Raw genomic sequence first — 25,972 nt, 5'->3', positions numbered from 1 at the left:
GCTGGGTTGCGTCACGTTCCCCTGAGGTGCGGTTGAGCAGGGCTCCGGCTGAGGTGCAGTTGAACAGGACTCTGGTCGATACAAGGGCTTCATGCGAGGGCCTCCGCGATCGGGCCGAGGGCGAGGGCGGGCAGGAAGGTCAGCGCCGCGACGAGGACGACGGTTCCGCCGAGCAGTCCGGCGAACAGCGGGCCGGTGGTGGGCAGGGTTCCCGCCGTGGCGGGGATGCGCTGCTGCGCGGCCACCGAACCGGCCAGCATCAGCACCGCCAGGATCGGCACGAACCGGCCGAACAGCATCGCCAGTCCCAGCGCGATCTGGAAGAAGTCGCTGGTGACGGTCAACCCGGCGAAGGCGCTGCCGTTGTTGTTGCCCGCGGAGGCGAAGGCGTAGAGGACTTCGGAGAGCCCGTGCGCCCCGCTGTTGGCCATGGCCTCCGATGTGGACGGCAGCGCCAGCGCGGTGCCCGCGCCGAGCAGCACCACCGTCGGCATCGCCAGGATCGAGATGGCCGCCGCGGTGACCTCCCGCCGCCCGAGCTTCTTGCCCAGGTACTCCGGCGTGCGGCCGACCATCAGCCCGGCCAGGAAGACCGCGATCACGGCCAGCACCAGGATCCCGTACAGCCCGGCGCCGACACCGCCCGGCGCGACCTCGCCGAGCAGCATGTTCAGCAGCGGCACCAGGCCGCCCAGCCCGGTGAAGCTGTCGTGCATCGCGTTGACCGCGCCGGTGGAGGTGCCGGTTGTGGCGACCGCGAACAGCCCGGACAGGAACAGCCCGAACCGCGCTTCCTTGCCCTCCAGCGCACCACCGGCTGCCAGCGCGGCGGGACCGTTCGGGTGGCTCTCGGCCCACCAGACGACCGCGGTCATCACCGCCATGATCGACACCATCACCGCCAGCAGCACCCGGCCCTGGCGGCGGTCGCCGACGATGGTGCCGAAGGTGCGGGTCAGGGCCAGCGGGATCACCAGGATCAGGAAGATCTCCAGCAGGTTGCTGATACCGCCGGGGTTGGCGAACGGGTGCGCCGAGTTGGCGTTGAGCACGCCACCGCCGTTCGTGCCGAGCTCCTTGATGGCCTCCTGGCTGGCGATCGGCGCGGTGGCGATGGTGTGCGCCTGCCCGTCCAACCCGACGACCTCGATGCCCGAGGCGAGGCTCATCGCCCCGCCGAGCGCGATGAGCAGCACCGCGCCGACCGCCGCGATCGGCAGCAGCACGCGGGTGCAGCCCCGGGTGATGTCCACCCAGATGTTGCCGATGCGCCCGGTGCCCGCCGCGGTGAACCCGCGCACCAGCGCGATCGCGACCGCCATGCCGACCGCGGCCGACACGAAGTTCTGCACGGTCAGCCCGGTCATCTGCACCGCGTGCCCGAGGACCTGCTCCGGCACGTAGGACTGCCAGTTGGTGTTGGTCGCGAAGCTGATCGCGGTGTTGAACGCCACCGCGGGTTCCACCGCGCCGCGGCCGAAGCTCAACGGCAGGAGTGGCTGCAACCGCTGCAACAGGTACAGCAGCGCGATGGACATGGCGGAGAAGCCGAGGACGCCCGCGGCGTAGGTGGTCCAGCGCTGCTGGGCGTCGCCGTCGACGCGCACCAGGCGGTAGATCACCTTCTCCACGCGCCAGTGCTTCTCGCTGGTGTAGACGTGGGCCAGGTAGTCACCGAGAGGCCGGTAAACCACGCCGATGGCCAGGATCAGGAGGCCGGCCTGGACCAGGCCGACCGTCAGCGAACTCATCAGAACTTCTCCGGCCGAACCAGTGCGACGAACAGATAACCGATCAACAGCAGCGCCAACACGCCTCCGGCGACGTTGGCCAGCAATGCGCTCACAACCGCTCCAAACCGCGCAAGGTCAGGGCCAGCACGAGGAACCCGCCGATCAACAACACGGCGTAGGCCAGATCAGCCACCGCTGCGCACTCCTCACTCGAATCCGGGTCGCCGGGTACGGCGACCGCCCGGATCCAGCGAAGTCCCCGGCCCCGTTCCCGGTCGAGACCCATGACGGCACCTTGATGCGGCCCACCAGCGCGTTGACGTGTTCTTGATGCACGGTTTCGACCGCTGTGCACGGATTGTGCGTGGCCGACTTCACCCGGTCATCTTGTTTCGTCGATACAACGATCTCCTTAGCATGGGTAACGGCCCCTCCGGGAACCCGTGGGACCGCCAATCCGAACAGCGAAGGAGACCGGGCCATGTGCGGAATCTCCGGCTGGATCGACTTCCAGCGCGACCTCACCCGCGAACGACTCGCGATCGACGCGATGTGCGACACCATGTCCTGCCGCGGCCCCGACGCCCGCGGCACCTGGGTGGCCCCGCACGCCGCGCTCGGCCACCGCAGGCTGGCCATCATCGACCTGCCCGGCGGCACCCAGCCGATGGCCTCCCCCGACGGCGACGTGGTGATCGTCTACAGCGGCGAGGCCTACAACTTCACCGAGCTGCGCGACGAGCTGCGCCGCCGCGGCCACCGCTTCACCACCGACAGCGACACCGAGGTCGTCCTGCACGGCTACCTGGAGTGGGGCCCGCAGGTCGCCGAGCAGCTCAACGGCATGTTCGCCTTCGCCGTCTGGGACGCCCGCACCGAGCAGCTGCTGCTGGTCCGCGACCGGATGGGCATCAAACCGCTGTACTACTACCCGACCGAGCAGGGCGTGCTGTTCGGCTCCGAGCCCAAGGCGATCCTGGCCAACCCGCTGGCCGAGAAGGTCGTCGACGCCGACGGGCTGCGCGAGCTGTTCACGCCGGTCAAGACCCCGCGGCAGGCGGTGTGGGCGGGCATGCGCGAGGTCGAGCCCGGCACCGTCGTCACCGTCGACCGCACCGGCCTGCACGAGCGCACCTACTGGCAGCTGCGCGCCGTCGAGCACACCGACGACCAGCAGGGCACGGTGCGGCGCGTGCGGGAGCTGCTGGACGACATCGTCGCGCGGCAGCTGATCGCCGACGTGCCGCGCTGCGTGCTGCTCTCCGGCGGCCTGGACTCCAGCGCCATCACCGCACTGGCGGGCATCGAGCTGGGCCGCAGCGGCGAGCAGGTGCGCAGCTTCGCGGTGGACTTCGCCGGTCAGGCGGAGAACTTCGTGCCCGACGAGCTGCGCGCCACGCCGGACACGCCCTACGTGCACGACGTGGCCCAGCACGTCGGCTCCGCGCACCAGGACATCGTGCTCGATCCCGACGCGCTGGCCGACCCGGCTGCGCGGCGGGCCACCGTGCAGGCGCGCGACCTGCCGATGGGGCTCGGCGACATGGACCAGTCGCTGTACCTGCTGTTCAAGGCGATCCGGCAGCACTCCACGGTGGCGCTGTCCGGCGAATCCGCGGACGAGGTGTTCGGCGGCTACCGCTGGTTCCACGACCCGGAGGTCCGCGCGGCCGACACCTTCCCGTGGATGGCCTCGGTGCGCACCCCGCACGACGACCACCCGCAGGTGCTGGACCCGCACGTGCGCGACGTGCTGGACCTGGAGTCCTACGTGGCCGACCGGTACCGCGAAGCGATCGCGGCGGTGCCGGTGCTCGACGGGGAGAGCGCTGCCGAGCGGCGGATGCGGGAGATCAGCCACCTGCACCTGACGCGGTTCGTCCGGATCCTGCTGGACCGCAAGGACCGGATGTCGATGGCGGTCGGCCTGGAGGTCCGGGTGCCGTTCTGCGACCACCGGCTGGTCGAGTACGTCTTCAACGCGCCCTGGTCGCTGAAGACCTTCGACGGCCGGGAGAAGAGCCTGCTGCGCCACGCCACCGCGGACGCGCTGCCGCAGTCGGTGGTGGAGCGGGTGAAGAGCCCGTATCCGTCCACACAGGACCCGAGGTACGCGGCGGTCCTGCAGCGCCAGGTGGCGGATCTGGCCGCCACCGGCAACGAAGCGCTGTCCCTGCTGGACGGCGGGTGGTTGCGCGAGGCGCTGGCGCTGGACCCGGAGCACATCGACACGCCGACGCGCTTCACCTTCGAACGCGCCCTCGACATGGCGACCTGGTTCGACATCCACCACCCGACCATCAAGCTCTGACCGACGCGGGCGCGGTGGCGATTTCGCGCGAAACCGCCACCGCGTCCCCGTGCAGAGCGCCGCTTTCGCGCCGCCCGCCTCACGCCCCGGTCAGCGGCAGCAGCAGGCGGAAGGTGCAGCCGCCCTCGGCGTTCGCGCGCAGTTCCACCCGGCCGTGGTGCGCCTCGGCCAGGGCCGCCGTGATCGCCAGGCCGAGGCCGGTACCACCGGATTCCCGGGTGCGGCCGTCGTCCACCCGGTAGAAGCGGTCGAAGATCCGGCCCGCGTGCTCGGCGGCGATGCCCGGGCCGCTGTCGGCGACTGACACCACAGCGACCGGAGCACCTGCCGTCAACTCGGCTCCCGCGGCGGCGAGTGCTCCCCCGCCTGCCGAGCCGTGCGCGACCTCGACGGTGATCGGCGAGCCGGGCGTGCTGTGCAGCAGCGCGTTGCTCACCAGGTTCGTCAGCACCTGGCGGAGCCGCGGGCCGTCACCCAGCACTCGCAGCTGCGCCGGCTCGCGCTCGGTGATCTCCCGGTCGGGAGCGCGCGCCCGCCCGTCCGCGACGACGTCCTGCACCAGCGGCACCAGGTCGAGCTCGACCAGGTCCACGGTGCGCTCCCGGTCCAGCCGCGCCAGCAGCAGCATGTCCTCGACCAGGCCGCCCATGCGCACCGCCTCGGACTCGATGCGGCGCATCATCACCCGCACGTCCTCCGGCGAGTGCTGGTCGCTGCGCCGGTACAGCTCCGCGAACCCGCGGATCGACGTCAGCGGCGTGCGCAGCTCGTGCGAGGCGTCCGCGACGAACCGCCGCAGCCGCTGCTCCGACTGCTCCCGCTGCTGCAAGGCGTCCACCAGCCGACCGAGCATCGTGTTCAGCGCCGATCCGAGGCGGCCGGTCTCCGTCCGCGGGTCCTGATCCGGCACGCGCCGGTCCAGCTGCCCGGCCGCGATGGCGTCGGCGGTGCGCTCGATGCGGTCCAGCGGCCGCAGGCTCAGCCGCACCGTCACCGCGGCGGCCGCCGCCAGCACGACCAGCACGACACCGCCCACCACCAGCTCGATGACCACCAGCTGCCGCACCGTGGCCTCCACCCCGGCCAGCGACAGCGCCAGCACGGCGAGGTGCCCGTTGGGCAGCGCGACGGTCCGCACCCGCCAATCCGCACCGCCCGCCCGGTCCGGCACCGTCCCGATCTCGGGCCCGCGCTCGGGATCGACCAGCAGCGGTCCGCCCGCATCGCCCTCCGGGCTCCCGAGCACCCCGCCGAGCTGCCCGCGACCGGGAGCGAACACCAGCACCCGGAACTCGGTGGGCAGCTCGCCGCGCCCCGGGCCGCGCTCCGGTGGGGCGCGGGTCGGATCCGGTAGCGGCGCGCCGTGCTCCCACGGTGCGGACAGCTCGGCCAGCCGGTCGTCGGTGCGGGCGATCAGCGACCGGCTCAGCAGGGCGGTGCTGGTCAGCCCCATCGCCAGCAGACCGAGCACCAGCGCGCTCAGCAGCACGAGCACCAACCGACCGCGCAACGTGCGGAAGACGCTCATCGGTGCTCCGGCGGCAACCGCAGCACGTAGCCCACGCCGCGGATGGTGTGGATCAGCGAGGGCGCGGACGAATCGATCTTGCGCCGCAGGTAGCTGATGTAGGACTCGACGATCCGGCTGTCGCCGCCGAACTCGTAGTCCCACACCCGGTCCAGGATCTGCACCTTGCTGACCACCTTCTCGGCGTTGATCAGCAGGTAGCGCAGCAGCTTGAACTCGGTCGGCGACAGGGTGACCAGCCGCCCGGCGCGGCGGACCTCGTAGCTGTCCTCGTCCAGCTCCAGGTCGTGGTAGCGCAGCTTCGCATCACCGGCCTGCGCGGGCCGCACCCGGCGCAGGATCGCGCGCAGCCGCAGCACCACCTCGTCCAGGCTGAACGGCTTGGTGACGTAGTCGTCGCCGCCCGCGGTGAGCCCCGCGATGCGGTCTTCCAAGGCGTCCCGCGCGGTCAGGAACAGCACCGGGACGGTGTCGCCGCCCGCGCGCAGCTCGGTGGCCACCGAGAACCCGTCCCGGTCCGGCAGCATCACGTCGAGCACGACGATGTCCGGGCGGAACTCCGCCGCCGCGCGCAACGCATCGGCGCCGGTCGCCGCGCCGCGCACCTCGAACCCGCTCAGCCGCAGCGCGGCGGTGAGCAGTTCCAGGATGTTCGGCTCGTCGTCGACGGCCAGCACCCGAGCCCCACCGGAATCAACCACGCCAACCAGCCTCCCCGACCAACCTGGGAAAAACCTGGGTGACCCCTGGGAACCCGACCACCGCCGCGCCCGGAGCGCGATTCCGGTCTCACCCACCGCACGCCGGAGCCGGTTCCGCACCCGTGAGTACTTTGTGTTGCTATAGCGCCACAAAGTACTCACGGGCTCTAACTCAACGATCACCTGCTGACCCGCAGGAGTACAGCTCCAGGCCGTCCGCCGAGCCTCCCCACACCGCCGGGTCGACCGGGGTGCAGTTCTGCTCGACCCACTCCTGGCGATCGCTGCGGGCTTGGCCACCGGGGCCGACCACCACTGCTCCCGGCGGCTGCCGATCGTCCGGATTCCGCATGCCGCCCGGGCCGCCGCCGAGGAGGACGAAGCCGAGCTCGCCGGATTGCTTCCACTCGGTCAGCCGGGCCACCGACGGCGCGTCGTCGCCACCGCTGAAGCCGCCCATGCCGATCACGGTCAGATCCGAGTTGATGAGGTAGGACGACGCCGCCATCGATCCGCCCTCGACCGCCAGCGGCACCGCGAGATCACCTGCCTGCGCGCGGACGTAGTCGAGCAGTTTCCGCTGCTCAGCGCTGAGCGATGCTCCAGCGGGACCGCTCCGGACGAGCTCCGGCATGCGACCGTCGCTCGTCCCCAGCGCCAGCCCGCCGCCGTCCGGCGGCGTGCCGAAGCGCATCGGGCCGGGGCCGCCCATGCCGGTTTCCGGCCCTGCCATCGGGTTCGTGCCGCCCATGCCGCTTTCGCCGGACACCGCGGCGATCGCCGACCACGCCGTCGGCACCAGCAGGATCGCCGCCAGACCCAGCGCCAGACCGGTCTTCGCGAGTCGCGCCCGTCCTCGCCGCCCGAGCAGCAGCACCACCAGCGCGACGATTCCCAAGCCCACAGCCGAACATCCCGCCCACGCGTGCCAGCTCAGGTCGCGCGCGACCACGGCCATCGCCCACGCCGCGGTGATCGCGACACCGATCGGCAGCAGCCAGCCCCGGAATCCAGGTTCCCGGTACCAGCGCCAGAACCGGACCAGCCCAGCACCGGTCACCGCGCCGACCGCAGGTGCCAGCATCGTCGTGTAGTAGGGGTGCATGATGCCCTGCGCGAAGCTGAACATCAGGCCGATGACCACCAGCCAGCCGCCCCACAGCACCCAGCCCGCGAGCCGCGCGCGATCCACCGGACGACGCCGGATTCCGGTCACCAGCACCGAAACCAGCACCAACGCGCACAACGGCAGCAACCAGCTGATCTGGCCGGCGAGCTGCTCGTTCGCCATCCGCAGCAAGCCCGCCGAACCGGAGAAGCCGCCGCCCGGGCCACCGCCCTCGCCGAAGATCCGGCCGAACCCGTTGTAGCCGAAGATCAGATCCCACGCGGATCCGTCCTCGCTGCCGCCGATGAACGGCTTCGGCGACGGCCACAGCGCCGTCACCGCCACCCACCAGAACGAGCTCACCAGGAGCACGACGGCGGCGATCCCGAGATCCAGCAGCCGACGCGCCCACCCGGCCCGGCTGCCCAGCCAGTAGGCGGCGACGAACGCGGGCAGCACCATCCACGCCTGCAGCATCTTCGTCAGGAAGCCGCAGCCCACCAGGAAAGCGGCGAGCGCGACCCAGCCGGTGGCCCGCCGCGACTCGAAAGCCCGCGTCATGGCGCAAGCCGCCGCGACCACGAGGAGCACCAGCAGCGTGTCCGGGTTGTTGTCGCGGTTGATCACCACGGTGACCGGGCTCAGCGCCAGCACCAGCGCGGCCAGCAGCGCAGCGTGCTCACCGGCCCAGCGCCGAACCGCCCTGTGCAGCAGGAAGACCGCCGCGACTCCGGTCACGGCCTGCGGGAACAGCACCGCGAACCGGTTGAAGCCGAACACCTTCACCGACAGCACCTGCAACCACAGGGCCATCGGCGGTTTGTCCACCGTGACCACGCCGACCGGGTCGAAGGAGCCGAAGAAGAACGCCTCGAAGCTCTGCGACATCGACTTCACGGCGGCCGAGTAGTACGAGTTCCCCCACGAACTCCCGATGCCCCACAGGTACAGCAGCGCGGCGACACCGCAGATCGCGCCCAGCGCCCACGGTTCCCACCGGCGGGCGCGCGACCTGACGGGCTCGGCGACGGCGGTCATGACGCCTCCCCGGAGCGGAACACCCAGGTCCGCAGCAGCACGAACCGCAACGCCGTGCCCAGCACCGAGGACACCACCAGCACCAGCACTTCCAGCCACCGCGACGGATCCACCTGCCAGGCGTGCAAACCGAGCAGCGCGCCGGAGGTGACGAGGTAGTACAGCGCGAACACGACCAGTCCTCGCAGGTGCACGCGCCCGGACGAACCCCGCTGCCGCAGGAAGGTGAACCGGCGGTTGGCCTCGGTGTTCCACAGGGTCGTCGCGATCAGCGCCACGAAGTTCGCCAGCAGCGGCGGCCACCAGGTGCGCAGGACGGCGTAGAGCACCGACGTGAGCACAGTGGACACGAGCCCGATGGCACCGAACGAAGCCAGCTGCCACAGCCGGCCGTTCTCCCGCTTCGCCAGCACGGCCTGCGGATGCACCGCCCTCGGCTCCGGCCGTCGCGGCAGACCGGGCACCTTCGCCGAGCCGGTGACCTTCGCCCGCGCGACCCGCACCAGACCGGCGACGTCGTCGGCCGCGGTCCGCAGCACGTTCACCCGGGTGTCGACGTCCTCCACCCAGTCCACCGGCACCTCGTGCACCCGCAGGCCGTTGTGCTCGGCCAGCAGCAGGAGCTCGGTGTCGAAGAACCAGGAATCGTCCCGGACCGCGGGCAGCAGCGGCTTGACCACATCGGTGCGCGCCGCCTTGAAACCGCACTGCGCATCGGTGAACCGCGCACCGTGCGTCCAGCGCACCATCGCGTTGTAGCACCGCGAGATCAGCTCCCGCTTGCCGCCGCGCACGGTCCGCGACCCGCTCGCCAGCCGCGATCCGATGGCCAGGTCGGAATGCCCGTTGACCAGCGGCGCGACCAGCGGCAGCAGCGCATCCAGCCCGGTGGACAGATCGACGTCCATGTACACCACGACATCGGCGTCGCTGTAACCCCACGCGGTGCGCAACGCCAGCCCGCGCCCCTTGCGGTCCAGGTGCAGCACCCGGACCCGGTCCATCGCCCCGGCCAGCTCCCGCGCGACGCGCAACGTCCCGTCGCTGCTGGCGTTGTCGACGACCGTGATGGTCCAGGCGAACGGAAAGCCCCCGGCCAGGTGCTCGCTGAGCACCTTCAGGCAACCGGGCAGCGAGCGTTCCTCGTTGTGCACCGGGATCACGACGTCGACCGTCGCGGTGCGGCGCGGCACCCGACGTCCGACGTCGAGCTGCGGCACGGCGCTCATCTGCACCACCTCTCCTTCCGGCTTCGGATCCATGAAGCCGGAAGGAGGTGCGAGCACCGTCGGCAGAACCTGGGAACCACCTGGGAACCCGACGCACGCGGAGGGCTCCAGTGCGGAGAACTTCCGCAATTTCAATGGAAATCAGGGGTCCGATTTCAATGGAAGTTGCGGACCGTCGGCGTGTCGCCCCACGGCACACCGACGGTGCGTCGGGATCCACGCGATTTCAATGGAAATCAGACGTCTGATTTCCATTGAAATCGCGTCCCACCGACCGAACCTGGCGGCGGGACCGAGCGATCAGAGGTGGGCGTTGCGGGGTTTCGGCTGGCACACCGGGCAGGTGTAGGACGAGCGGTTCATGAAGGCGTCGCGGCGGATCGGCGCACCGCAGCGCGGGCACGGCCGGTCGAGCTGCCCGTACACCGCCAGCGAGCGGTCGAAGTAGCCGGACTCGCCGTTGACGTTGACGTACAGGGCGTCGAACGAGGTGCCGCCCGCGCGCAGCGCGTCCTGCATGACCTCGGTGACGCCGTCGAAGAGCTCCCGGATCTTGGGCCGGGTCAGCGTCGCCGTGGGCCGCGCCCAGTGCAGCTTCGCGCGCCACAGCGCCTCGTCCGCGTAGATGTTGCCGATGCCGGACACCAGGCTCTGGTCCAGCAGCGCGCGCTTGATCCCGGTGCGCCGCGCCCGCAACCGCTCCGCCACCCGGTCCAGGTCGAAGGACTCCTCCAGCGGATCGGGCGCGATGTGCGCGATCGGTTCGGGCAGCGCCAGCCCGTCGACCTCGACCAGATCGGCCAGGTGCAGGCCGCCGAAGGTGCGCTGGTCGACGAACCGCAGCTCCGGGCCGCCGTCGGCGAACCGGAAGCGCACCCGCAGGTGCTTCTCGTCCGGCACGTCGGAGGGCTGCACGAGCAGCTGACCGCTCATCCCGAGGTGCACCACCAGCGCCTCGCCACCGGAGGTCCGGGGCTCGCCGCCGCCGAGCTCCAGCCACAGGTACTTGCCGCGGCGCCGCGCCGCGCTCAGGACCCGGCCGGCCAGGCGTCCGGCGAGATCCTCCGGGCCGGGCACGTGGCGGCGCACCGCGCGCGGGTGCAGGACCTCGACGGCGGACACCGTCCGGCCGATCGCATGCTCGGCGACACCGCGCCGGACGACCTCGACTTCAGGCAACTCGGGCACGAAAACATCTTCGACCACGCCCGCGCGAACACGACAGGCGGCCCTGGAAATGCCGACGGCGCGGACTCAGCGTTCGCCTGGCGAGGACAGCACCGGGGATCCGGCGATGTCACGGCCAGGCGGGCGCTGAGAATCCGCGCCGCTAGGCAGGAGAAGATCAGGCGGAGGTCTCGGTGCCTTCGCCGTTCTGCTGGGAGAGCTGGCGCCAGGCCGCCTCGGCGGCCTTCTGCTCGGCTTCCTTCTTGGTGCGTCCATCACCGCGGCCGTAGGTCTGCCCGCCGACGGCCACGTAGGCGCTGAACTCCTTGCGGTGGTCCGGCCCCTGCTCCTCGACCCGGTACTCCGGAACGCCCAGGCTGGCCGAGGCCGTCAGCTCCTGCAGGCTGGTCTTCCAGTCCAGGCCCGCACCGCGCTGCGGCGCTTCCACCAGCAGCGGCTCGAACAGCCGGTGCACCACGTCGCGCGCGACGTCGATGCCCTCGGCCAGGTACACCGCGCCGAGCACGGCTTCCAGGCCGTCCGCGAGGATGCTCGCCTTGTCCCGGCCGCCGGTGAGCTCCTCGCCCCTGCCCAGCAGCAGGTACTCGCCGAGGCCGCCCTCACCGAGACCGCGCGCGACGCCCGCCAGCGCGTGCATGTTGACCACGCTGGCGCGCAGCTTCGCGAGCTGCCCCTCCGCGAGTTCCGGGTGGTCGTTGTACAGGCGATCGGTGATCACCAGTCCGAGCACCGCGTCACCCAGGAACTCCAACCGCTCGTTCGGCGGCAGGCCGCCGTTCTCGTAGGCGTAGGAGCGGTGGGTCAGAGCAAGGGTGAGCAGCTCGGCGTCGAGCTCGACGCCGAGCGCTGCCAACAGCGGAGCCCGGTCGATCTTCCGGACCCGAGGCTGCTTTCCCCCCACTGCGCTACCGCCGATCAGGCGGGCTGGACGACCTGGCGGCCGTCGTACTGACCGCAGGCCGGGCAGACCACGTGCGGCAGCTTCTGCTCGCGGCAGGCGCGGTTGGAGCACTGCACCAGCGTCGGCGCCGAGGTCTTCCACTGCGACCGGCGGTGACGGGTGTTGGCCCGGGACATCTTGCGCTTCGGGACGGCCACGACTAGTTCTCCTCCTCGGTCCCGCCGAACCGCTCTTGCAGCGCGGCCCAGCGAGGGTCAATGGTCTCATGCGTGTGATCGGGGGCGAGTTCGGCCCACTTCACGCCGCACTCGGAGCACAGCCCCTGGCAGTCCGGCGAGCACAACGGAGCCGAGGGCAGCGACAGCAGCATCGCGTCCCGCACCACCGGTTCGAGGTCGACCAGGTCGTCGACGACCCGCTCCACCTCGTCGTCGTCGCTGGTGACGTCCGTGGCGCTGTCCGGGTAGGCGAACAGCTCCCGCACCTCGACCTCGAGCTCCTCGGAGATCGGGTCCAGGCACCGGACGCACTCACCGGCCAGGTGGGCCACGGCGGTACCCGACACCAGCACGCCCTCGACCACCGACTCGGCCAGCAGATCGAGCTCGACGGGCTCGCCCTCGGGCACCTTGATCATGTCCAGCCCGAACCCGGCCGGCGCCGGGGCACTACGCCTGTAGGCATGGCTGCTACCAGCGCGGTGGCCGATCTCCCTGGTGTCGATCACCCAGGGGCCGACCTGCGCGGCGCGCGCATCGTGGTTCTGAGACATCACAAAGTTTCGGTGGTTAATTCAAGCGGGCAGTTTCGCGGCATCGGCGGACGACGCGAGCACCGGCGCCACGAGGCGACCGGCACGCCGTCCTAAGCCAGCTTTTCCAGGGTACGCGACCCCGCACCGGCGACGACAGCAGGCCCTGCGAGAGCGGATCAGTTCGCCGCGGCGCCGCTGCCCGAGCCCCACTCCTCGTAGTCGAACGGGGCGCCGACCGGGCTGCGCAGCTGCTGGCGGCCCTTGCCGACGGTGCGCAGGGTGCGGCCGAGGAGGTCCTCGAAGTCGGCGAGGCGGGAGTCCACGTAGGCGTCGCACTCGGTGCGCAGGCGCTCGGCGTCCTCGTTGGCCTCGTCGACGATGCGCTTGGCCTCGGCGTTGGCCGCGTGCACCACCTCGGTGTCGGCCACCAGCCTGGCCTGCTCCGACTTGCCCTCGTGCACCGACTGCTCGTAGGCGGCCCGTCCGGCCTGCACCATCCGGTCGGCCTCCGACTGGGCGCGGCCGACGTAGTCCTCGTACTCGCGGCGGCCCGCGGTCACCGCCTGCTCGGCCTGACCGCGCGCGTCGGCCAGCAGCTCGTCGGCCTGCTCGCGCGCGTCGGCGAGCAGCTGCTCGGCCTCCGCGCGGGCGGCGGCGAGGGTGCGCTCGGCCTCGTTGCGGGCGTCGGTGACGGACTTGTCCGCCTTGGCCTCGGCGGTGGAGACGACCTCGTCCCGGTGGTCGAGCACGTCCTGGGCGTCGTCCAGTTCCTGCGGGATCGCGTCCCGGACGTCGTCGAGCAGCTCCAGCACGTCGCCGCGGGGCACCACGCACCCCGAGGTCATGGGAACGCCGCGCGCCTCTTCCACGATCGTGACCAGCTCGTCGAGGGCCTCGAACACCCGGTACACCTTGATCTCCCTGCCGTCGTAGCCGCCGCAGCGGCAAGCATCTCAGAGCTCCCCGGAACCGATGATCACGGGCCGCTGCGCTCCCCCAGTCTGCCCGCGCCGGGCACCAGGACGGGGGAATTCCGGCACCCGCGTGTCAAGCCCACCCCTACCGGTGAAAACGCCGAACGCCTCCCCGGCAGTTCCCGGGGAGGCGTTTCCTTCGCTTTGAAGCGGCGCAGCCGCTTGGTTCCGCCACCCGCACCGCCACGCGAGGTGGGTCAAGAAATAGCTTTTCAGGCGTCGACGTTGGTCAGTTTGAAGCTCTCGTAGTGGTCCTCGGTGTAGAAGTACTCGCCGGCTTCGCCGACCACGAAGCGGCGCGCGCCGCGGTCGTCGCTGCCCGGAGTCTCCACCGTGTACTCGCGGTAGTAGCCGGTCTCGCAGTCCGGCAGGATGCCCTCGCGGTTCTGGAACACCGTGCCGTCCTGCGGGTACGGGTACGGGCCGCCCTTCTTGATGAGGTTCACCGTGTCGGTGGCCTCGGGCGGCAGTTCGGAGAGGTTGACCTTCTGGAACTCGGACGTGTCGCCGCACGGGGCCTGCACGGCCACCGGCGCGGAGACGGCACTCGTCTGGAAGCCGACCAGGCCCGCGACGGCGAGGAGCCCGACCAGCAGCAGCTGCACTGTCTTCGACGTGATCCGCATCATGCGCCGCACGCTAGACGGCGACCGTGATCACCTGCTGAAACTGACGTGAACCCGAAGTGTCCCGGCCACCATCGTGCTACCCGCGTTACTGCGAACGGCCCAATCGGGCTGGAGGGCACTGTCGGCGGAGCCGTCCGCGCTTGTGCAAGCAGCGCCAGCCGCTTCGAGCACGCACGCAAAGTGACCACCGGCGGGTTCTGAGTGGTTTCCTGGCGAGGACGGCCCCTCCGCCGTGTATTCGGTCATACATCAGGAGGGGCACCCGCAGTCCAGGGAAGCACTCAGGTTCCGCTAGGCGACCACCCACGCAAAACAACCACCAACAGGCATTCAGGCGCGTTCGGCCAGGCGTTGGCGGAGCCGCTGCTCGATCCTCGGCGGGACCAGGTTGGACACGTCGCCGCCGTAGGTGGCGACCTCCTTGACCAGCGAGCTGGCCAGGAAGCTGTACTGCGGGTTGGTGGACATGAACATCGTCTCCACCCCGGACAGCTGCTGGTTCATCTGCGCCATCTGCAGCTCGTAGTCGAAGTCGCTGACCGCGCGCAGGCCCTTGACGATCGCGCCGATGCCGTTGGTCCTGCAGTAGTCGACCAGCAGGCCGTGCCAGGCGTCGATGCGCACGTTCGGCCACGGCTCGGTGACCTCGCGCAGCATGTCCAGCCGCTCCTCGACGGAGAACAGGCTCTTCTTGCTCTTGTTGATGAGCACGGCGACGACGACCTCGTCGAACAGCTTCGACGAGCGCTCGATGATGTCCAGATGACCGTTGGTGACGGGGTCGTAGGAGCCTGGACACACGGCACGCCTCATGGAATCGGACGGTAGCAGCCACCAGCTCGATCCCCACGGCGACGTGGTGCGCCTCACCGGCACGGGGCTACTCGTGCTCGGCCCAGTGGACGGCGGTGTCGCCGTAGCGCTTGGTGCGCAGCGGCCGCAGGTGCGGAGGCCAGTCCGGTTCGCCGCTGCGGACCGCGCGCTCCACCACCACCAGGCTGCCCGGTGCCGTCCAGCCGTTGCCGACCAGCGCGGTCAGGACCTGGTGCAGCTTGTCCTGCGGCAGGTCGTAGGGCGGGTCGGCGAACACGACGTCGAAGGGCCGGTCGGTCGGCGTGCTCAGCAGCGTTTCGGCCTTCGCCTGCGCCACGTGGACATCGCCGAAGCCGAGCGCGGCGGCGTTGCGGCGCAGCATGCCCGCGGCGCGGCGGTCGGACTCGACGAAGGTCGCGTGCTCGGCACCGCGGGACAGCGCCTCCAGGCCCAGCGCACCGGAGCCGCCGTAGAGGTCGAGCACTCGCGCGCCGGGGAGGTCGATCGCCGATTCCAGCGCGCTGAACAAGGCTTCCCGCACCCGCTCCGAGGTGGGTCTGGTGCCCTTCGGGGGCACTTCGATGCGCCGCCCGCCCACGCTTCCGGCCACGATCCGCGTCACCCGTCCATCGTGGCGCACGGCAGGCGGAGCACCGCCCGGCGGGGCTCGTTTGCGGTGATTTTACGCCGGTGCCCGTGGCTTCCGCGCTCCCGGGAGCGGCTAGCCCGGTGGCGCCACGGGCGTAGGCTGATTGGTCTGCCCACTGCGCCAGACGGGGAGAAAGACACAGGTGTCCGAAGCGTCCATCAAGCAGGCCGAGATCGCGGTCGAGCAGCAGCACGTCGACCGGGTCTACTCCCGCCTCGACGAGTTGCGCAGCGAAGCCGAGGCGATGCGCGACAAGAGCTACGAGTACGGCCGGGAAGCGACGCCCGAAGCGCTCAACGAGCGCGACGTGATGCTCCACCACGCCAACCGGACGTTGCAGGCGCTCAACGCCGAGTCCGATGGGCTGGTGTTCGGCCGGCTGGACTTCGCCGGCGGCGACGCGGTGCACATCGGCCGGCTGGGCATCCGGGATCCGCAGTTCGAGAACCTGCTGGTGGACTGGCGCGCCCCGCTGGCGGCGGCCTTCTACCAGGCGACCCCGGAGCAGCCGCTGGACGTGATCCGCCGCCGGGTGATCCGCTCCTCGCGCGAGCAGGTCGTGGACCTCTCCGACGACCTGCTGGACCCGGAGCGCGCGCCCAGCGACATGCGGGTGATCGGCGACGGCGCGCTCATGGCGGCGCTGACCCGCTCGCGCGGCGACTCGATGCGCAACATCGTGGCGACCATCCAGAAGGAGCAGGACGACGCGATCCGCGCTCCCGAGGGCGGCGTCACCGAGATCACCGGCGGTCCCGGCACCGGCAAGACCGCGGTGGCCCTGCACCGCGCGGCGTACCTGCTCTACCGGGACCAGCGGCGGCTCGGCGGGCCGGGCGTGCTGGTGGTCGGCCCGTCGCCGGTGTTCATGTCCTACATCTCGCGGGTGCTGCCGTCGATGGGCGAGCACAACGTCGAGCTGCGCGCGCTCGGCGAGGTGCTGGACGGCATCAGCACGGCCAAGATCGACGATCCGCGCACCGCGGAGATCAAGGGCTCCTCGCGGATGGTGAAGGTGCTGCGCCGCGCGCTGCGGCTGCCGCCGCCGGAGGCGCCCGAGCTGCTGCAGATGTTCTACCGGGGCACGGTGCTCAAGCTGCAGGCCGACGATCTGAAGCGGATCCGCCGCACGCTGCACAACAAGGGCGGGCAGCCCAACCGGAACCGGATGCGGGCGGCCGACGCGCTGCTGGAAGCCCTGTGGCAGAAGGCGAAGCAGGCCGCCGACGAGGAGTTCCAGCCGGACCGGGAGCGGTTGATCGCCGAGATCGGCGACCGCATCGAGTTCCACCGCTTCCTGGTCGCCTGGTGGCCCGCGGTGTACCCGATGCAGGTCCTGCGCTGGCTGTCGGACCCGGCGCGGTTGTCGCAGGCGGCGCGCAGGCTGCTGTCGGCCGAGGAGGTCGACCTGCTGGCGAAGTCCTGGAGCGAGGTGACCGAGTGGACCGTCGCCGACATCGCCCTGATCGACGAGCTGCGGGTGCTGGCAGGCGCCCCGCCCAAGCGCCGCCGCGCCGAGGGCGAGCAGGAGCAGCCGAAGCGCGCGGTCAACTACGACGAGTACGCGCACGTGGTCATCGACGAGTCGCAGGACCTCTCGCCGATGCAGTGGCGGATGGTGGGCCGCCGCGGCCGCCACGCGAGCTGGACGATCGTGGGCGACCCGGTGCAGTCGTCCTGGCCGGACGCCGAGGAAGCGGCGGCCGCGCGGCGGGAAGCGCTCAGCGCGCAGCGCACGCACCGCCGCTTCACGCTGCGCACCAACTACCGCAACTCGGCGGAGATCTTCGCGCTGGCCGCGGACGCGGTCCGGGATCTGGTGCCTGCCGACGACCTGCCGGTGGCGGTGCGCACCACCGGCGTCGAGCCCGCGGTGCGCGAGATGCCCGCCGAGCAGCTGCCCGCTGCGGTGCGCACCGCCGCCGAGGAGCTGGTGGCGGCTGCGGAGGGCACCATCGGGCTGATCACCACGATGGCCCGCCGCGACGAGGTCCGCGAGTGGCTGTCCACTTCGGACTTCGACGCGGACCGGGTGCGGGTGGTGGGCAGCCTGGAGGCCAAGGGCATGGAGTACGACGCGGTGGTGGTGATCGACCCGGACGGCCTGGCCGCGGAGTCCAGCACCGGCCGCCGAGCCCTCTACGTCGCCCTCAGCCGGGCCACCCAGCTCCTCACCGTGCTGAAGCCCTCGTGACCGCTCGTGAGCGGCGGTGGCCGTCGACCGCCGCCGCTCACGACCCGTCGACGCGCACGAACGCCCGCGCCGACTGGGCCCAGCGGTAGCGCTCCGTCCAGCTGCCGCCGGTGTCGAAGTCCTCGATCCGCACCGCGATCTCGCCGTCGTGCACGGTGAACCCGTCCGGCACCTGGGTCCACACCGGCGGGCTGACCACGGTGCCCAGCGGCTGCGGCCCCTCGGTCATCGCGACGAGCGCCCGCGAGTACTCCGAGTCCCGCGGCCCGCACTCCACCAGGATCAACGCGTCCTCCACGCCTTCCCCGGTGACATCGGCGAACCCGACCTCCCGCTCCGGCGTGAACCGGTAGACCCAGTTCCCCACCTCAGCGGCCCCACCGGCGAACGCCACCGACTGCTGCGGACACGGCCCGACCGCAGGCACGGTGAACTCGGCGTTGCGCCAATCCACGTCCCGAACTCCCTGGGACGACTGCGCGACCGCAGTCCCACTGCCGCCCGCCAGCCCCGCGGCGAACACGACCGCGCAAGCCACCCGCGACCACGACTCCCACATGACGAACCCCCGGCACCTTCCACGGCGAGCACTTCCCGCCTCCCGGACCAGGACACGCTCGACGCGGCAGAACCGTTGCCGGGAAACGGTTCCGGTTCACCGCCTCTTGCCCAGCAGAACACCAAGATCGCCGATGCGGACGAACGCTGCGAACAGGCCAAGCGCGATGCCTTCGAACTCATGGACGAGCCCGCAGGAGCACGCCGTCGTGGGCCCGGGAGGAGCTTTACGACACCACGGCCGGCGTTTCGGGGACCTGCTGATCGAGAATCCCTTCCGCAGCTGAGGGGCTACGCCCGGGGGCTGCCGACTCCGGCGAAGAAGGCCGCGCGGGACGGGTCGTGCTCTTCGGCGAGCGGGCCGTCCGGGCGCCAGAGCGCCGGGTACACCAGGCCGGGCTCGACCAGGTCGAAGCCGTCGAGCAGGCGCTCGATCTCCGCGCGGCCGCGCAGGATCATGCGCTCGGTGGTGTCGGCGTTGAAGATCTCCGCCGTGCGGCGCAGGTCCTCCGGGTAGTCCTCGTCGGTCATGTGCGAGAACACCAGGTAGGAGCCCGGCCGCATGACGGCTCGGTAGCTGTCGAGGATGCGCACCGGATCGTCCTCATCGGACAGGTAGTGCGCCATCGCCACCATCAGCACCGCGATCGGCTCGTCGAAGTCGAGCAGCCGCTCCACCTGCGGATCGGCGAAGACCGACTCCGGATGCCGCATGTCGGCCCGCAGCACCGCGGAGCGGTCGTCGGACGCCAGGATCCGGGCGGCGTGCGCCACCGCGATCGGGTCGATGTCCACGTAGACGACGCGGGCCTCCGGATCTGCCTGCTGGGCGATCTCGTGCACGTTGCCGACGGTCGGCACTCCCGAGCCGAGGTCCAGGAACTGCCGGATGCCCCGCTCCTGGCAGAAGCGGACCGCACGGCGCAGGAAGGCCCGGTTGTCCATGGCGGGCTGCGGCGTGGCCGGGAAGATCTCCTTGATCTTGTCCAGGACCGCGCGGTCGACTTCGAAGTTGTGCGAGCCGCCGAGCCCGTAGTCGTAGACCCGCGCCGGGCTGGACTTCGTGACGTCCACCTCCGGCGGCACCCAGTCGTCAGCCACCGCACCCCTTCCCGATGATCACCGAACGGCCACATCCTGGCACGCACCGTCACCGGCGTTGAAGCGGCCGAACGGCCGAACGCGGGCCGCCCCCTCGGGGGGACGGCCCGCGCTCAGCGTCGGGGCATCGGCTCTCAGCCCAGTTCGATGATCAGGTCTCCGCCTTCGACCTGCTGGACCTTCCCGATGGCCAGGCGCTTGACCTGTCCGGCGGACGGGGCGGTGATCGCCGCTTCCATCTTCATCGCCTCGATGGTGGCAATGGTCTGGCCCGTCTCCACCGCGTCGCCCTCGCCGACCGACAGCGTCACCACGCCGGCGAACGGCGCGGGCACGTGACCCGGGTTGGACCGGTCGGCCTTCTCCGCGACCGGCAGGTCGGTGGCCACCGAGCGGTCGCGGACCTGGATCGGCCGCAGCTGACCGTTCAGCGTCGCCATCACCGTGCGCAGGCCGCGCTCGTCGGGCTCACTGATCGCTTCGAGGCCGATGAGCAGCCGGACGCCCGGCTCCAGGTCGACCGGGAACTCCTCGCCCGGCCGCAGGCCGTAGAAGAAGTCCTTGCTGCGCAGCAGGGAGGTGTCGCCGTAGGCCTCGCGGTGCTCGGTGAACTCCTTGGTGGGCTTGGCGAACAGCAACCGGTTCAGCGTGCTGCGCCGGTCCGTGGCCAGCCCGTCGCGGTCCTCTTCGGACAGTTCCGCGACGCGGCGGACCGCGGTGCGGCCCTCCAGCGCGCGGGTGCGGAAAGGCTCCGGCCAGCCCGCGGGCGGTTCACCGAGCTCGCCCTGCAGGAACCCGATCACCGAGTCCGGGATGTCGAACTTGCGCGGGTCGCTCTCGAAGTCCGCCGGGTCCACGCCCGCGCCGACCAGGTGCAGCGCCAGGTCGCCGACCACCTTCGACGACGGCGTGACCTTCACCAGCCTGCCCAGGATCCGGTCGGCCGCGGCGTACATCGCCTCGATCTCCTCGAACTTGTCGCCGAGACCGAGCGCCACCGCCTGGGTGCGCAGGTTGGACAGCTGACCGCCGGGGATCTCGTGCTTGTACACCCGGCCGGTGGGCGAGGCCAGCCCCGCCTCGAACGGCTGGTAGATCTTGCGCACCGACTCCCAGTACGGCTCCATGTCGCACACCGCCTGCAGGTCCAGCCCGGTGGCCTGCTCGGTGTAGTCGGTGGCGGCGACCACCGAGGACAGCGCGGGCTGCGAGGTGGTGCCCGACATCGACGCGGTCGCGGCGTCCACCGCGTCCGCGCCCGCCTGCACGGCCGCCAGGTAGGTGGCCAGCTGGCCGCCCGGGGTGTCGTGGGTGTGCAGGTGCACCGGCAGGTCGAACTCCCGGCGCAGCGCGGTCACCAGCTTCGCCGCGGCAGGCGCGCGCAGCAGGCCGGCCATGTCCTTGATGGCCAGCACGTGCGCACCGGCGTCCACGATCTGCTCGGCCAGCCGCAGGTAGTAGTCCAGCGTGTAGAGCTTCTCGTCCGGGTCGGACAGGTCGGCGGTGTAGCACAGCGCCACCTCGGCGACCGACTTCCCGGTGGCCCGCACCGCCTCGATCGCCGGGCGCATCTGCTCGACGTCGTTGAGCGCGTCGAAGATCCGGAAGATGTCGATGCCGGTGTCGGTGGCCTCCTGCACGAAGTGCTCGGTCACCTCGGTCGGGTAGGGCGTGTAGCCGACGGTGTTGCGGCCGCGCAGCAGCATCTGCAGGCAGATGTTGGGCACCGCCTCGCGCAGCTTGGCGAGCCGCTCCCACGGGTCCTCGGCGAGGAACCGCAGCGCCACGTCGTAGGTCGCGCCGCCCCAGCACTCCAGGGACAGCAGTTCCGGCGTCATCCGCGCCACGTGCGGCGCGATGGCGAGCAGGTCCTTTGTGCGCACCCGGGTGGCCAGCAGCGACTGGTGGGCGTCGCGGAAGGTCGTGTCGGTGACGCCGAGGGCCTTGGACTCGCGCAGCCAGCTCGCGAAGCCCTCCGGCCCGAGCTCGACCAGCTTCTGCTTGGAACCGGCGGGCGGCGGCACCGACAGGTCGGTGGCGGGCAGCTTGAACACCGGGTCCGGGGTGGTCGGGCGGGAGCCGTTGGGGCGGTTGACGGTGACGTCGGCGAGGTAGTTGAGCAGCCTGGTGCCGCGGTCGGCGGAGTGCCGGGCGGTCAGCAGGTGCGGGCGCTCGCCGATGAACGAGGTGGTGACCTTGCCCGCGGCGAAGTCCGGGTCGTCCAGCACGGCCTGCAGGAACGGGATGTTCGTGGAGACCCCGCGGATGCGGAACTCGGCGACGGCGCGCCGCGCCCGCCCGACCGCGGTGGCGAAGTCGCGGCCCCGGCAGGAGAGCTTGACCAGCATAGAGTCGAAGTGCGCGCTGACGCTGGTGCCCGCGAAGGCGGTGCCTCCGTCAAGCCGGATGCCCGCGCCGCCCGGCGAGCGGTAGGCGCTGATCATGCCGGTGTCCGGGCGGAATCCGTTGGCCGGGTCCTCGGTGGTGATGCGGCACTGCAGGGCGGCGCCGCGCAGCCGGATCGCGTCCTGGGTCATGCCGAGGTCTTCCAGCGTCTCGCCCGCGGCGATGCGCAGCTGCGACTGCACCAGGTCGGCGTCGGTGACCTCCTCGGTGACCGTGTGCTCGACCTGGATGCGCGGGTTCATCTCGATGAACACGTGGCGGCCCTGCTCGTCGACCAGGAACTCCACGGTGCCCGCGTTGACGTAGCCGATCTTGCGGGCGAAGGCGACCGCGTCGGCGCAGATCCGGTCCCGCAGCTGCGGGTCGAGGTTGGGTGCCGGGGCGATCTCGATGACCTTCTGGTGGCGGCGCTGCACCGAGCAGTCCCGCTCGTAGAGGTGGATCACGTTGCCCGCGGCGTCGGCGAGGATCTGCACCTCGATGTGGCGCGGGTTGATGACCGCCTGCTCCAGGAAAACCGTCGGGTCGCCGAAGGCCGATTCCGCTTCGCGCATCGCGGCTTCCAGCGCCTCGCGCAGCCCGCCGAGCTCGTCGACGCGCCGCATGCCGCGGCCGCCACCACCGGCGACGGCCTTGACGAACACCGGGAACGTCATCTCCTCGGCGGCGGTCAGCAGCTCCTCGATGTCGCGGGAGGGCACCGAGGAGTCCAGCACCGGCACCCCGGCCTCGCGGGCGGCGGCGACCGCGGTCGCCTTGTTGCCGGTCATCTGCAGGATCTCGTGGTTGGGACCGACGAAGGTGATCCCAGCGTCCCGGCACGCCCGGGCCAGCTCGGGGTTCTCGGACAGGAACCCGTAACCGGGGTAGACGGCGTCGGCGCCCGCCTGTCGCGCGGCCTTGATGATCTCCTCGACGGAGAGGTAGGCGCGGACCGGGTGCCCGGGCTCGCCGATCTCGTAGGACTCGTCGGCTTTCAAGCGGTGCAGCGAATTGCGGTCTTCGTGCGGGAACACCGCCACGGTGCCCGCACCCAGCTCGTAAGCGGCGCGGAACGCGCGGATCGCAATCTCACCGCGGTTCGCTACGAGAACCTTGCGGAACATACCGGCTCCTCGGTTGGCGGGTGTCGGTCAGTGCACAGCACAGTACCGCGAAAATTCCCCCTTCCGGGAGAACCTCCCGAGTGATGGACACCTCGATAGCTCCATGACCTGCCCAAACCTCAAGATCTCACAAGGTCTGGACCAAAAGAAAAACCGAGGTAATTTCACTCCATGCAATTTTCGATCACTTACTCCCGGCCCAGCCATGGCGCCGTACCGATCGTCCCCGATCGGCGGCTGGACGGCCCGCCGCGAGAGCCGGGTGGCGGTGGAGAACATGTTTGCTGAGCGCCGACCACGCGATCACGGTCCCGTTCACCCACCGCGATCAGCTCGACCGGGTGCTGGCCAACCAGAATTCGTGGCACGACGTGATCACAGCGCAGCAGATCACCACCTGGAGTACACGTCCGTGGCGCGCAGTAATAACCGACAACGGCGACTTCGGCCTGGTGGTCATGGACGGTGACGGTACGGACCCCAGCTACCGGGTCGCTCATCGCGAACTCAAGTTGGACACGCGCTCGTTGATCGAGGACCCCTTCTTCCAGCACTCCCACCACAGCCAGTGGGTGCAAATGGCGGATCTCGTCGCCTACGCCGCATACATGCATCTGGCCCGGATTCCCGCCAAGGCGCACGCGTGGAAGTGGTTCGACATCGCTGCGGCCGGCGCCTGCACCGGTCCTGAACCGCTCGACCTCGAACACGCAGAAAAAGCTAGACCCGTGATCCCATGAACATGGGGACGGGTCCGCAGCAGCAACATTACACATCGAGCAGACCGGGAGCAACACGCCCCTCCGGTCAGGACTTCTCCAGGTACTCCGCCCGTTCCGCGTCCACCACCTCGGCGACCATCCGGGCCAGGCCCGGGTGGTCGGCGAGGGTCGGGTCCGCGGCGACGACCTGGGCCGCTTCCTCGCGGGCTTGGGCGATCACGTCCTCGTCGCGGAGGAGGGAGAGCATCTTCAGGCCCGACTTCCGGCCGGACTGGGCCGCGCCGAGGACGTCGCCCTCGCGGCGCAGTTCCAGGTCCAGGCGGGCCAGTTCGAAGCCGTCGGTCGTGGAAGCGACCGCGTCCAGCCGCTCGCGCGTGGTGGTGCCGCCCATGGCCTCGGTGACCAGCAGGCACAGGCCTGGCGCACTGCCCCGGCCGACGCGGCCGCGCAGCTGGTGCAGCTGGCTGACGCCGAACCGGTCCGCGTCCATGATCACCATCACCGTGGCGTTCGGGACGTTCACCCCGACCTCGACGACGGTGGTCGCCACCAGCACGTCCACCTCGCCGGCGGCGAAGGCGCGCATCACGGCGTCCTTGTCGTCGGCGGGCAGCCGCCCGTGCAGGATTCCCAGCCGCAGGCCCGAAAGCGGCCCGGCCGCGAGCTTTTCGGCCACGTCGAGCACCGCCAGCGGCGGGCGGCGCTCCTCGCCGTCCTCCGGCGGTGGCTCCTCGCCGCCCTCGTCGCTGTCGTCCACCGCGGTCTTGCGGGCCTTCTTCTTGCCCTTGCCCGAGGTCTCCTCGTCGTCGCCGATGCGCGGGCACACCACGTAGACCTGGTGCCCGGCCGCGACCTCCTCGTGGATGCGCGCCCACGCCCGGTCCAGCCAGGTCGGCTTCTCCGCCACCGGCACGACGCTGGTGCTGATCGGCGAGCGGCCCTGCGGAAGTTCCCGCAGCGCCGAGGTCTCCAGATCGCCGTAGACGGTCATCGCCACGGTGCGCGGGATGGGCGTCGCGGTCATCACCAGCACGTGCGGCGAAGTCTCCTCACCGCCGCGGGCGCGCAGGGCGTCGCGCTGCTCCACGCCGAACCGGTGCTGCTCGTCGACCACCACCAGCCCCAGGTCGGCGAACGAGACCCGGTCCTGGATCAGCGCGTGCGTGCCGACCACGATCCCGGCTTCACCGGAAGCCGCCTCCAGCAACGCCTTCTTGCGCTGCGCGGCACCGAGCGAGCCGGTCAGCAGCGTGACGCGGGTGGCCTTCTCGGCCGCGCCGAGCTCGCCCGCCATGGCCAGATCGCCGAGCAGTTCCCGCAGCGAGCGGGCGTGCTGCGCGGCCAGCACCTCGGTCGGGGCGAGCATCGCCGCCTGCCTGCCCGCGTCGACCACCTGCAGCATCGCGCGCAGCGCCACGATCGTCTTGCCGCTGCCGACCTCGCCCTGCACCAGGCGGTTCATCGGGTGCTCGACGGTCAGATCGGCGGCGACCTGCTCGCCGATCTCCTGCTGCCCCTTGGTCAGCTCGAACGGCAGCCGCTGGTCGAAGGCGGCCAGCACGCCGTCGTCGCGGCGCGGGCAGACCGGCGCCGGGTGCGCCTTGGTCGATCCGCGCAGCTGGGCCAGCACCAGCTGCACCGACAGTGCCTCGTCCCACTTCAACCGGTCCTGCGCCTTCGCCACGTCGGCGAAGTTCTTCGGGCGGTGGATCTTGCGCAGCGCCGACTCCAGATCGGCCAGCCCCAGCCGGTCGCGCAGCTCCGCGGGCAGCGGGTCGTCGGTGCCGTCCCAGACGTCGAGCACCTGCGACACGCACTGCGCGAGCGACCACGACGGCAGGCCCTGCGCCGACGGGTAGACCGGGATCAGCGCGGAGGCGAACTCCTCGGCGGCCGAACCGAGATCGGTCGCCTCGTCGTCGAACAGCTGGTACTCGGGGTGCGCGAGCTGCAGCTGCTGGTGGTAGGAGGTGACCTTGCCCGCGAACATCCCGCGGCGGCCCACCAGCAGCTCCCGCTCCCGCCAGGCCTGGTTGAAGAAGGTGCAGCTCAGCGACCGGTGACCATCGGTGATGCGGGCCTCGACGATGGTGCCGCGGCGGGACTTCATGGTGCGCTTGGTGACCCGTTCGACCTTCGCCAGCACGGTGGCGTGCTCGCCGATCTCCAGCCCCGCGATGGCGGTGAGCTCGCCGCGCTCGGCGTAGCGGCGCGGGTAGTGGCGCAGCAGGTCGCCGACGGTCTCCAGGCCCAGCGCCGAGTCGAGCGCCTTGGCCGACTTGGCGCCCAGCACCCGGTCGAGCTTCGCGTCCAATGTGGTCACTGCTGG

The 25,972-nt window shown here is 70.9% G+C and carries 22 protein-coding genes; 3 read left to right on the top strand and 19 right to left on the bottom strand.

The genetic code is table 11. From position 1 onward, the window contains the following. Positions 1-89: 89 nt before the first annotated feature. From kdpA to ATL45_RS38980, 3 genes are read right to left on the bottom strand one after another with little or no spacing between them, the layout of a single operon-like run. Positions 90-1,751 (bottom strand): potassium-transporting ATPase subunit KdpA, encoded by a 1,662-nt coding sequence (gene kdpA, locus ATL45_RS20705; protein ID WP_093146668.1) that lies wholly within the window; start codon positions 1,749-1,751, stop codon positions 90-92. After that, positions 1,751-1,846, bottom strand: a complete 96-nt coding sequence (kdpF, locus tag ATL45_RS20700) for a K(+)-transporting ATPase subunit F (protein WP_093146669.1) — start codon at positions 1,844-1,846, stop codon at positions 1,751-1,753. Before kdpF ends, kdpA begins: the two co-directional genes overlap by 1 nt. Beyond that, positions 1,843-2,019, bottom strand: a complete 177-nt coding sequence (locus ATL45_RS38980; RefSeq protein ID WP_170210112.1) for a hypothetical protein — start codon at positions 2,017-2,019, stop codon at positions 1,843-1,845. Before ATL45_RS38980 ends, kdpF begins: the two co-directional genes overlap by 4 nt. A gap of 195 nt (positions 2,020-2,214) precedes the next feature. Between ATL45_RS38980 and asnB the strand changes: the two genes are divergently transcribed. After that, entirely contained in the window at positions 2,215-4,044 is a 1,830-nt protein-coding gene (gene asnB / locus ATL45_RS20695; RefSeq protein ID WP_093146670.1) for an asparagine synthase (glutamine-hydrolyzing), read from the top strand. A 79-nt stretch (positions 4,045-4,123) separates the two neighbouring features. Here the strand turns inward: asnB and ATL45_RS20690 are convergent, their stop codons facing one another. The 12 genes from ATL45_RS20690 to rsmD all read right to left on the bottom strand — a co-directional run bounded on the left by ATL45_RS20690 (position 4,124) and on the right by rsmD (position 15,529). Beyond that, on the bottom strand, positions 4,124-5,572 hold the full coding sequence (locus ATL45_RS20690; protein ID WP_093146671.1) for a sensor histidine kinase: 1,449 nt from the start codon (positions 5,570-5,572) through the stop codon (positions 4,124-4,126). Further along, positions 5,569-6,273: a response regulator transcription factor gene (locus ATL45_RS20685; protein WP_170210292.1), complete on the bottom strand. Its 705-nt coding sequence runs from the start codon at positions 6,271-6,273 to the stop codon at positions 5,569-5,571. The genes ATL45_RS20690 and ATL45_RS20685 overlap by 4 nt, the downstream gene beginning before the upstream one ends. Positions 6,274-6,445: 172 nt before the next feature. Further along, positions 6,446-8,419: a glycosyltransferase family 39 protein gene (locus ATL45_RS20680; RefSeq protein ID WP_093146672.1), complete on the bottom strand. Its 1,974-nt coding sequence runs from the start codon at positions 8,417-8,419 to the stop codon at positions 6,446-6,448. Continuing rightward, a complete protein-coding gene (locus ATL45_RS20675; protein ID WP_093147588.1) occupies positions 8,416-9,648 on the bottom strand; it encodes a bifunctional glycosyltransferase family 2/GtrA family protein in 1,233 nt (410 codons plus the stop codon). The genes ATL45_RS20680 and ATL45_RS20675 overlap by 4 nt, the downstream gene beginning before the upstream one ends. A gap of 300 nt (positions 9,649-9,948) precedes the next feature. After that, entirely contained in the window at positions 9,949-10,836 is an 888-nt protein-coding gene (gene mutM / locus ATL45_RS20670; RefSeq protein WP_093146673.1) for a bifunctional DNA-formamidopyrimidine glycosylase/DNA-(apurinic or apyrimidinic site) lyase, read from the bottom strand. Positions 10,837-10,993: 157 nt separating this feature from the next. Next, positions 10,994-11,737 carry a ribonuclease III gene (rnc, locus tag ATL45_RS20665; protein WP_093146674.1) on the bottom strand — a complete coding sequence of 248 codons (744 nt, stop codon included), beginning with the start codon at positions 11,735-11,737 and terminating at the stop codon, positions 10,994-10,996. Positions 11,738-11,751: 14 nt separating this feature from the next. After that, a complete protein-coding gene (rpmF, locus tag ATL45_RS20660) occupies positions 11,752-11,934 on the bottom strand; it encodes a 50S ribosomal protein L32 (protein ID WP_010305807.1) in 183 nt (60 codons plus the stop codon). A 2-nt stretch (positions 11,935-11,936) separates the two neighbouring features. Next, positions 11,937-12,509, bottom strand: a complete 573-nt coding sequence (locus tag ATL45_RS20655; protein ID WP_170210291.1) for a YceD family protein — start codon at positions 12,507-12,509, stop codon at positions 11,937-11,939. A gap of 158 nt (positions 12,510-12,667) precedes the next feature. Then, the gene (locus ATL45_RS20650; protein WP_093146675.1) at positions 12,668-13,402 is read right to left on the bottom strand and encodes a DivIVA domain-containing protein; all 735 of its coding nucleotides are present in this window, start codon (positions 13,400-13,402) and stop codon (positions 12,668-12,670) included. Positions 13,403-13,677: 275 nt separating this feature from the next. Next, the gene (locus tag ATL45_RS20645) at positions 13,678-14,094 is read right to left on the bottom strand and encodes a guanyl-specific ribonuclease (protein ID WP_093146676.1); all 417 of its coding nucleotides are present in this window, start codon (positions 14,092-14,094) and stop codon (positions 13,678-13,680) included. Positions 14,095-14,424: 330 nt separating this feature from the next. Continuing rightward, positions 14,425-14,907 carry a pantetheine-phosphate adenylyltransferase gene (gene coaD / locus ATL45_RS20640; protein ID WP_093146677.1) on the bottom strand — a complete coding sequence of 161 codons (483 nt, stop codon included), beginning with the start codon at positions 14,905-14,907 and terminating at the stop codon, positions 14,425-14,427. Between the two features lie 67 nt (positions 14,908-14,974). After that, the gene (rsmD, locus tag ATL45_RS20635) at positions 14,975-15,529 is read right to left on the bottom strand and encodes a 16S rRNA (guanine(966)-N(2))-methyltransferase RsmD (RefSeq protein WP_093146678.1); all 555 of its coding nucleotides are present in this window, start codon (positions 15,527-15,529) and stop codon (positions 14,975-14,977) included. 169 nt (positions 15,530-15,698) lie between these two features. On the opposite strand from rsmD, the gene ATL45_RS20630 reads away from it, so the two are divergent. Beyond that, a complete protein-coding gene (locus ATL45_RS20630; RefSeq protein ID WP_093146679.1) occupies positions 15,699-17,750 on the top strand; it encodes a HelD family protein in 2,052 nt (683 codons plus the stop codon). Positions 17,751-17,787: 37 nt separating this feature from the next. Here the strand turns inward: ATL45_RS20630 and ATL45_RS20625 are convergent, their stop codons facing one another. The 3 genes from ATL45_RS20625 to ATL45_RS20615 all read right to left on the bottom strand — a co-directional run bounded on the left by ATL45_RS20625 (position 17,788) and on the right by ATL45_RS20615 (position 22,921). Beyond that, positions 17,788-18,204: a hypothetical protein gene (locus ATL45_RS20625; protein ID WP_246025458.1), complete on the bottom strand. Its 417-nt coding sequence runs from the start codon at positions 18,202-18,204 to the stop codon at positions 17,788-17,790. Positions 18,205-18,599: 395 nt separating this feature from the next. After that, entirely contained in the window at positions 18,600-19,409 is an 810-nt protein-coding gene (locus ATL45_RS20620) for an SAM-dependent methyltransferase (protein ID WP_093146681.1), read from the bottom strand. A gap of 134 nt (positions 19,410-19,543) precedes the next feature. Beyond that, a complete protein-coding gene (locus ATL45_RS20615; protein ID WP_093146682.1) occupies positions 19,544-22,921 on the bottom strand; it encodes a pyruvate carboxylase in 3,378 nt (1,125 codons plus the stop codon). 281 nt (positions 22,922-23,202) lie between these two features. Between ATL45_RS20615 and ATL45_RS39355 the strand changes: the two genes are divergently transcribed. After that, positions 23,203-23,661, top strand: a complete 459-nt coding sequence (locus tag ATL45_RS39355) for a DUF3800 domain-containing protein (RefSeq protein WP_093146683.1) — start codon at positions 23,203-23,205, stop codon at positions 23,659-23,661. Between the two features lie 67 nt (positions 23,662-23,728). On the opposite strand, the gene recG is transcribed toward ATL45_RS39355, so the two are convergent. After that, complete coding sequence (recG, locus tag ATL45_RS20605; protein WP_093146684.1) at positions 23,729-25,966, bottom strand: ATP-dependent DNA helicase RecG; 2,238 nt, start codon at positions 25,964-25,966, stop codon at positions 23,729-23,731. Positions 25,967-25,972 lie beyond the last annotated feature (6 nt).

This window comes from Saccharopolyspora antimicrobica, from assembly GCF_003635025.1.
Lineage (GTDB): Bacteria > Actinomycetota > Actinomycetes > Mycobacteriales > Pseudonocardiaceae > Saccharopolyspora > Saccharopolyspora antimicrobica.
The sequence above is the reverse complement of the archived record's forward strand: the minus strand, read 5'-3'. Positions and strand labels throughout refer to the sequence as shown.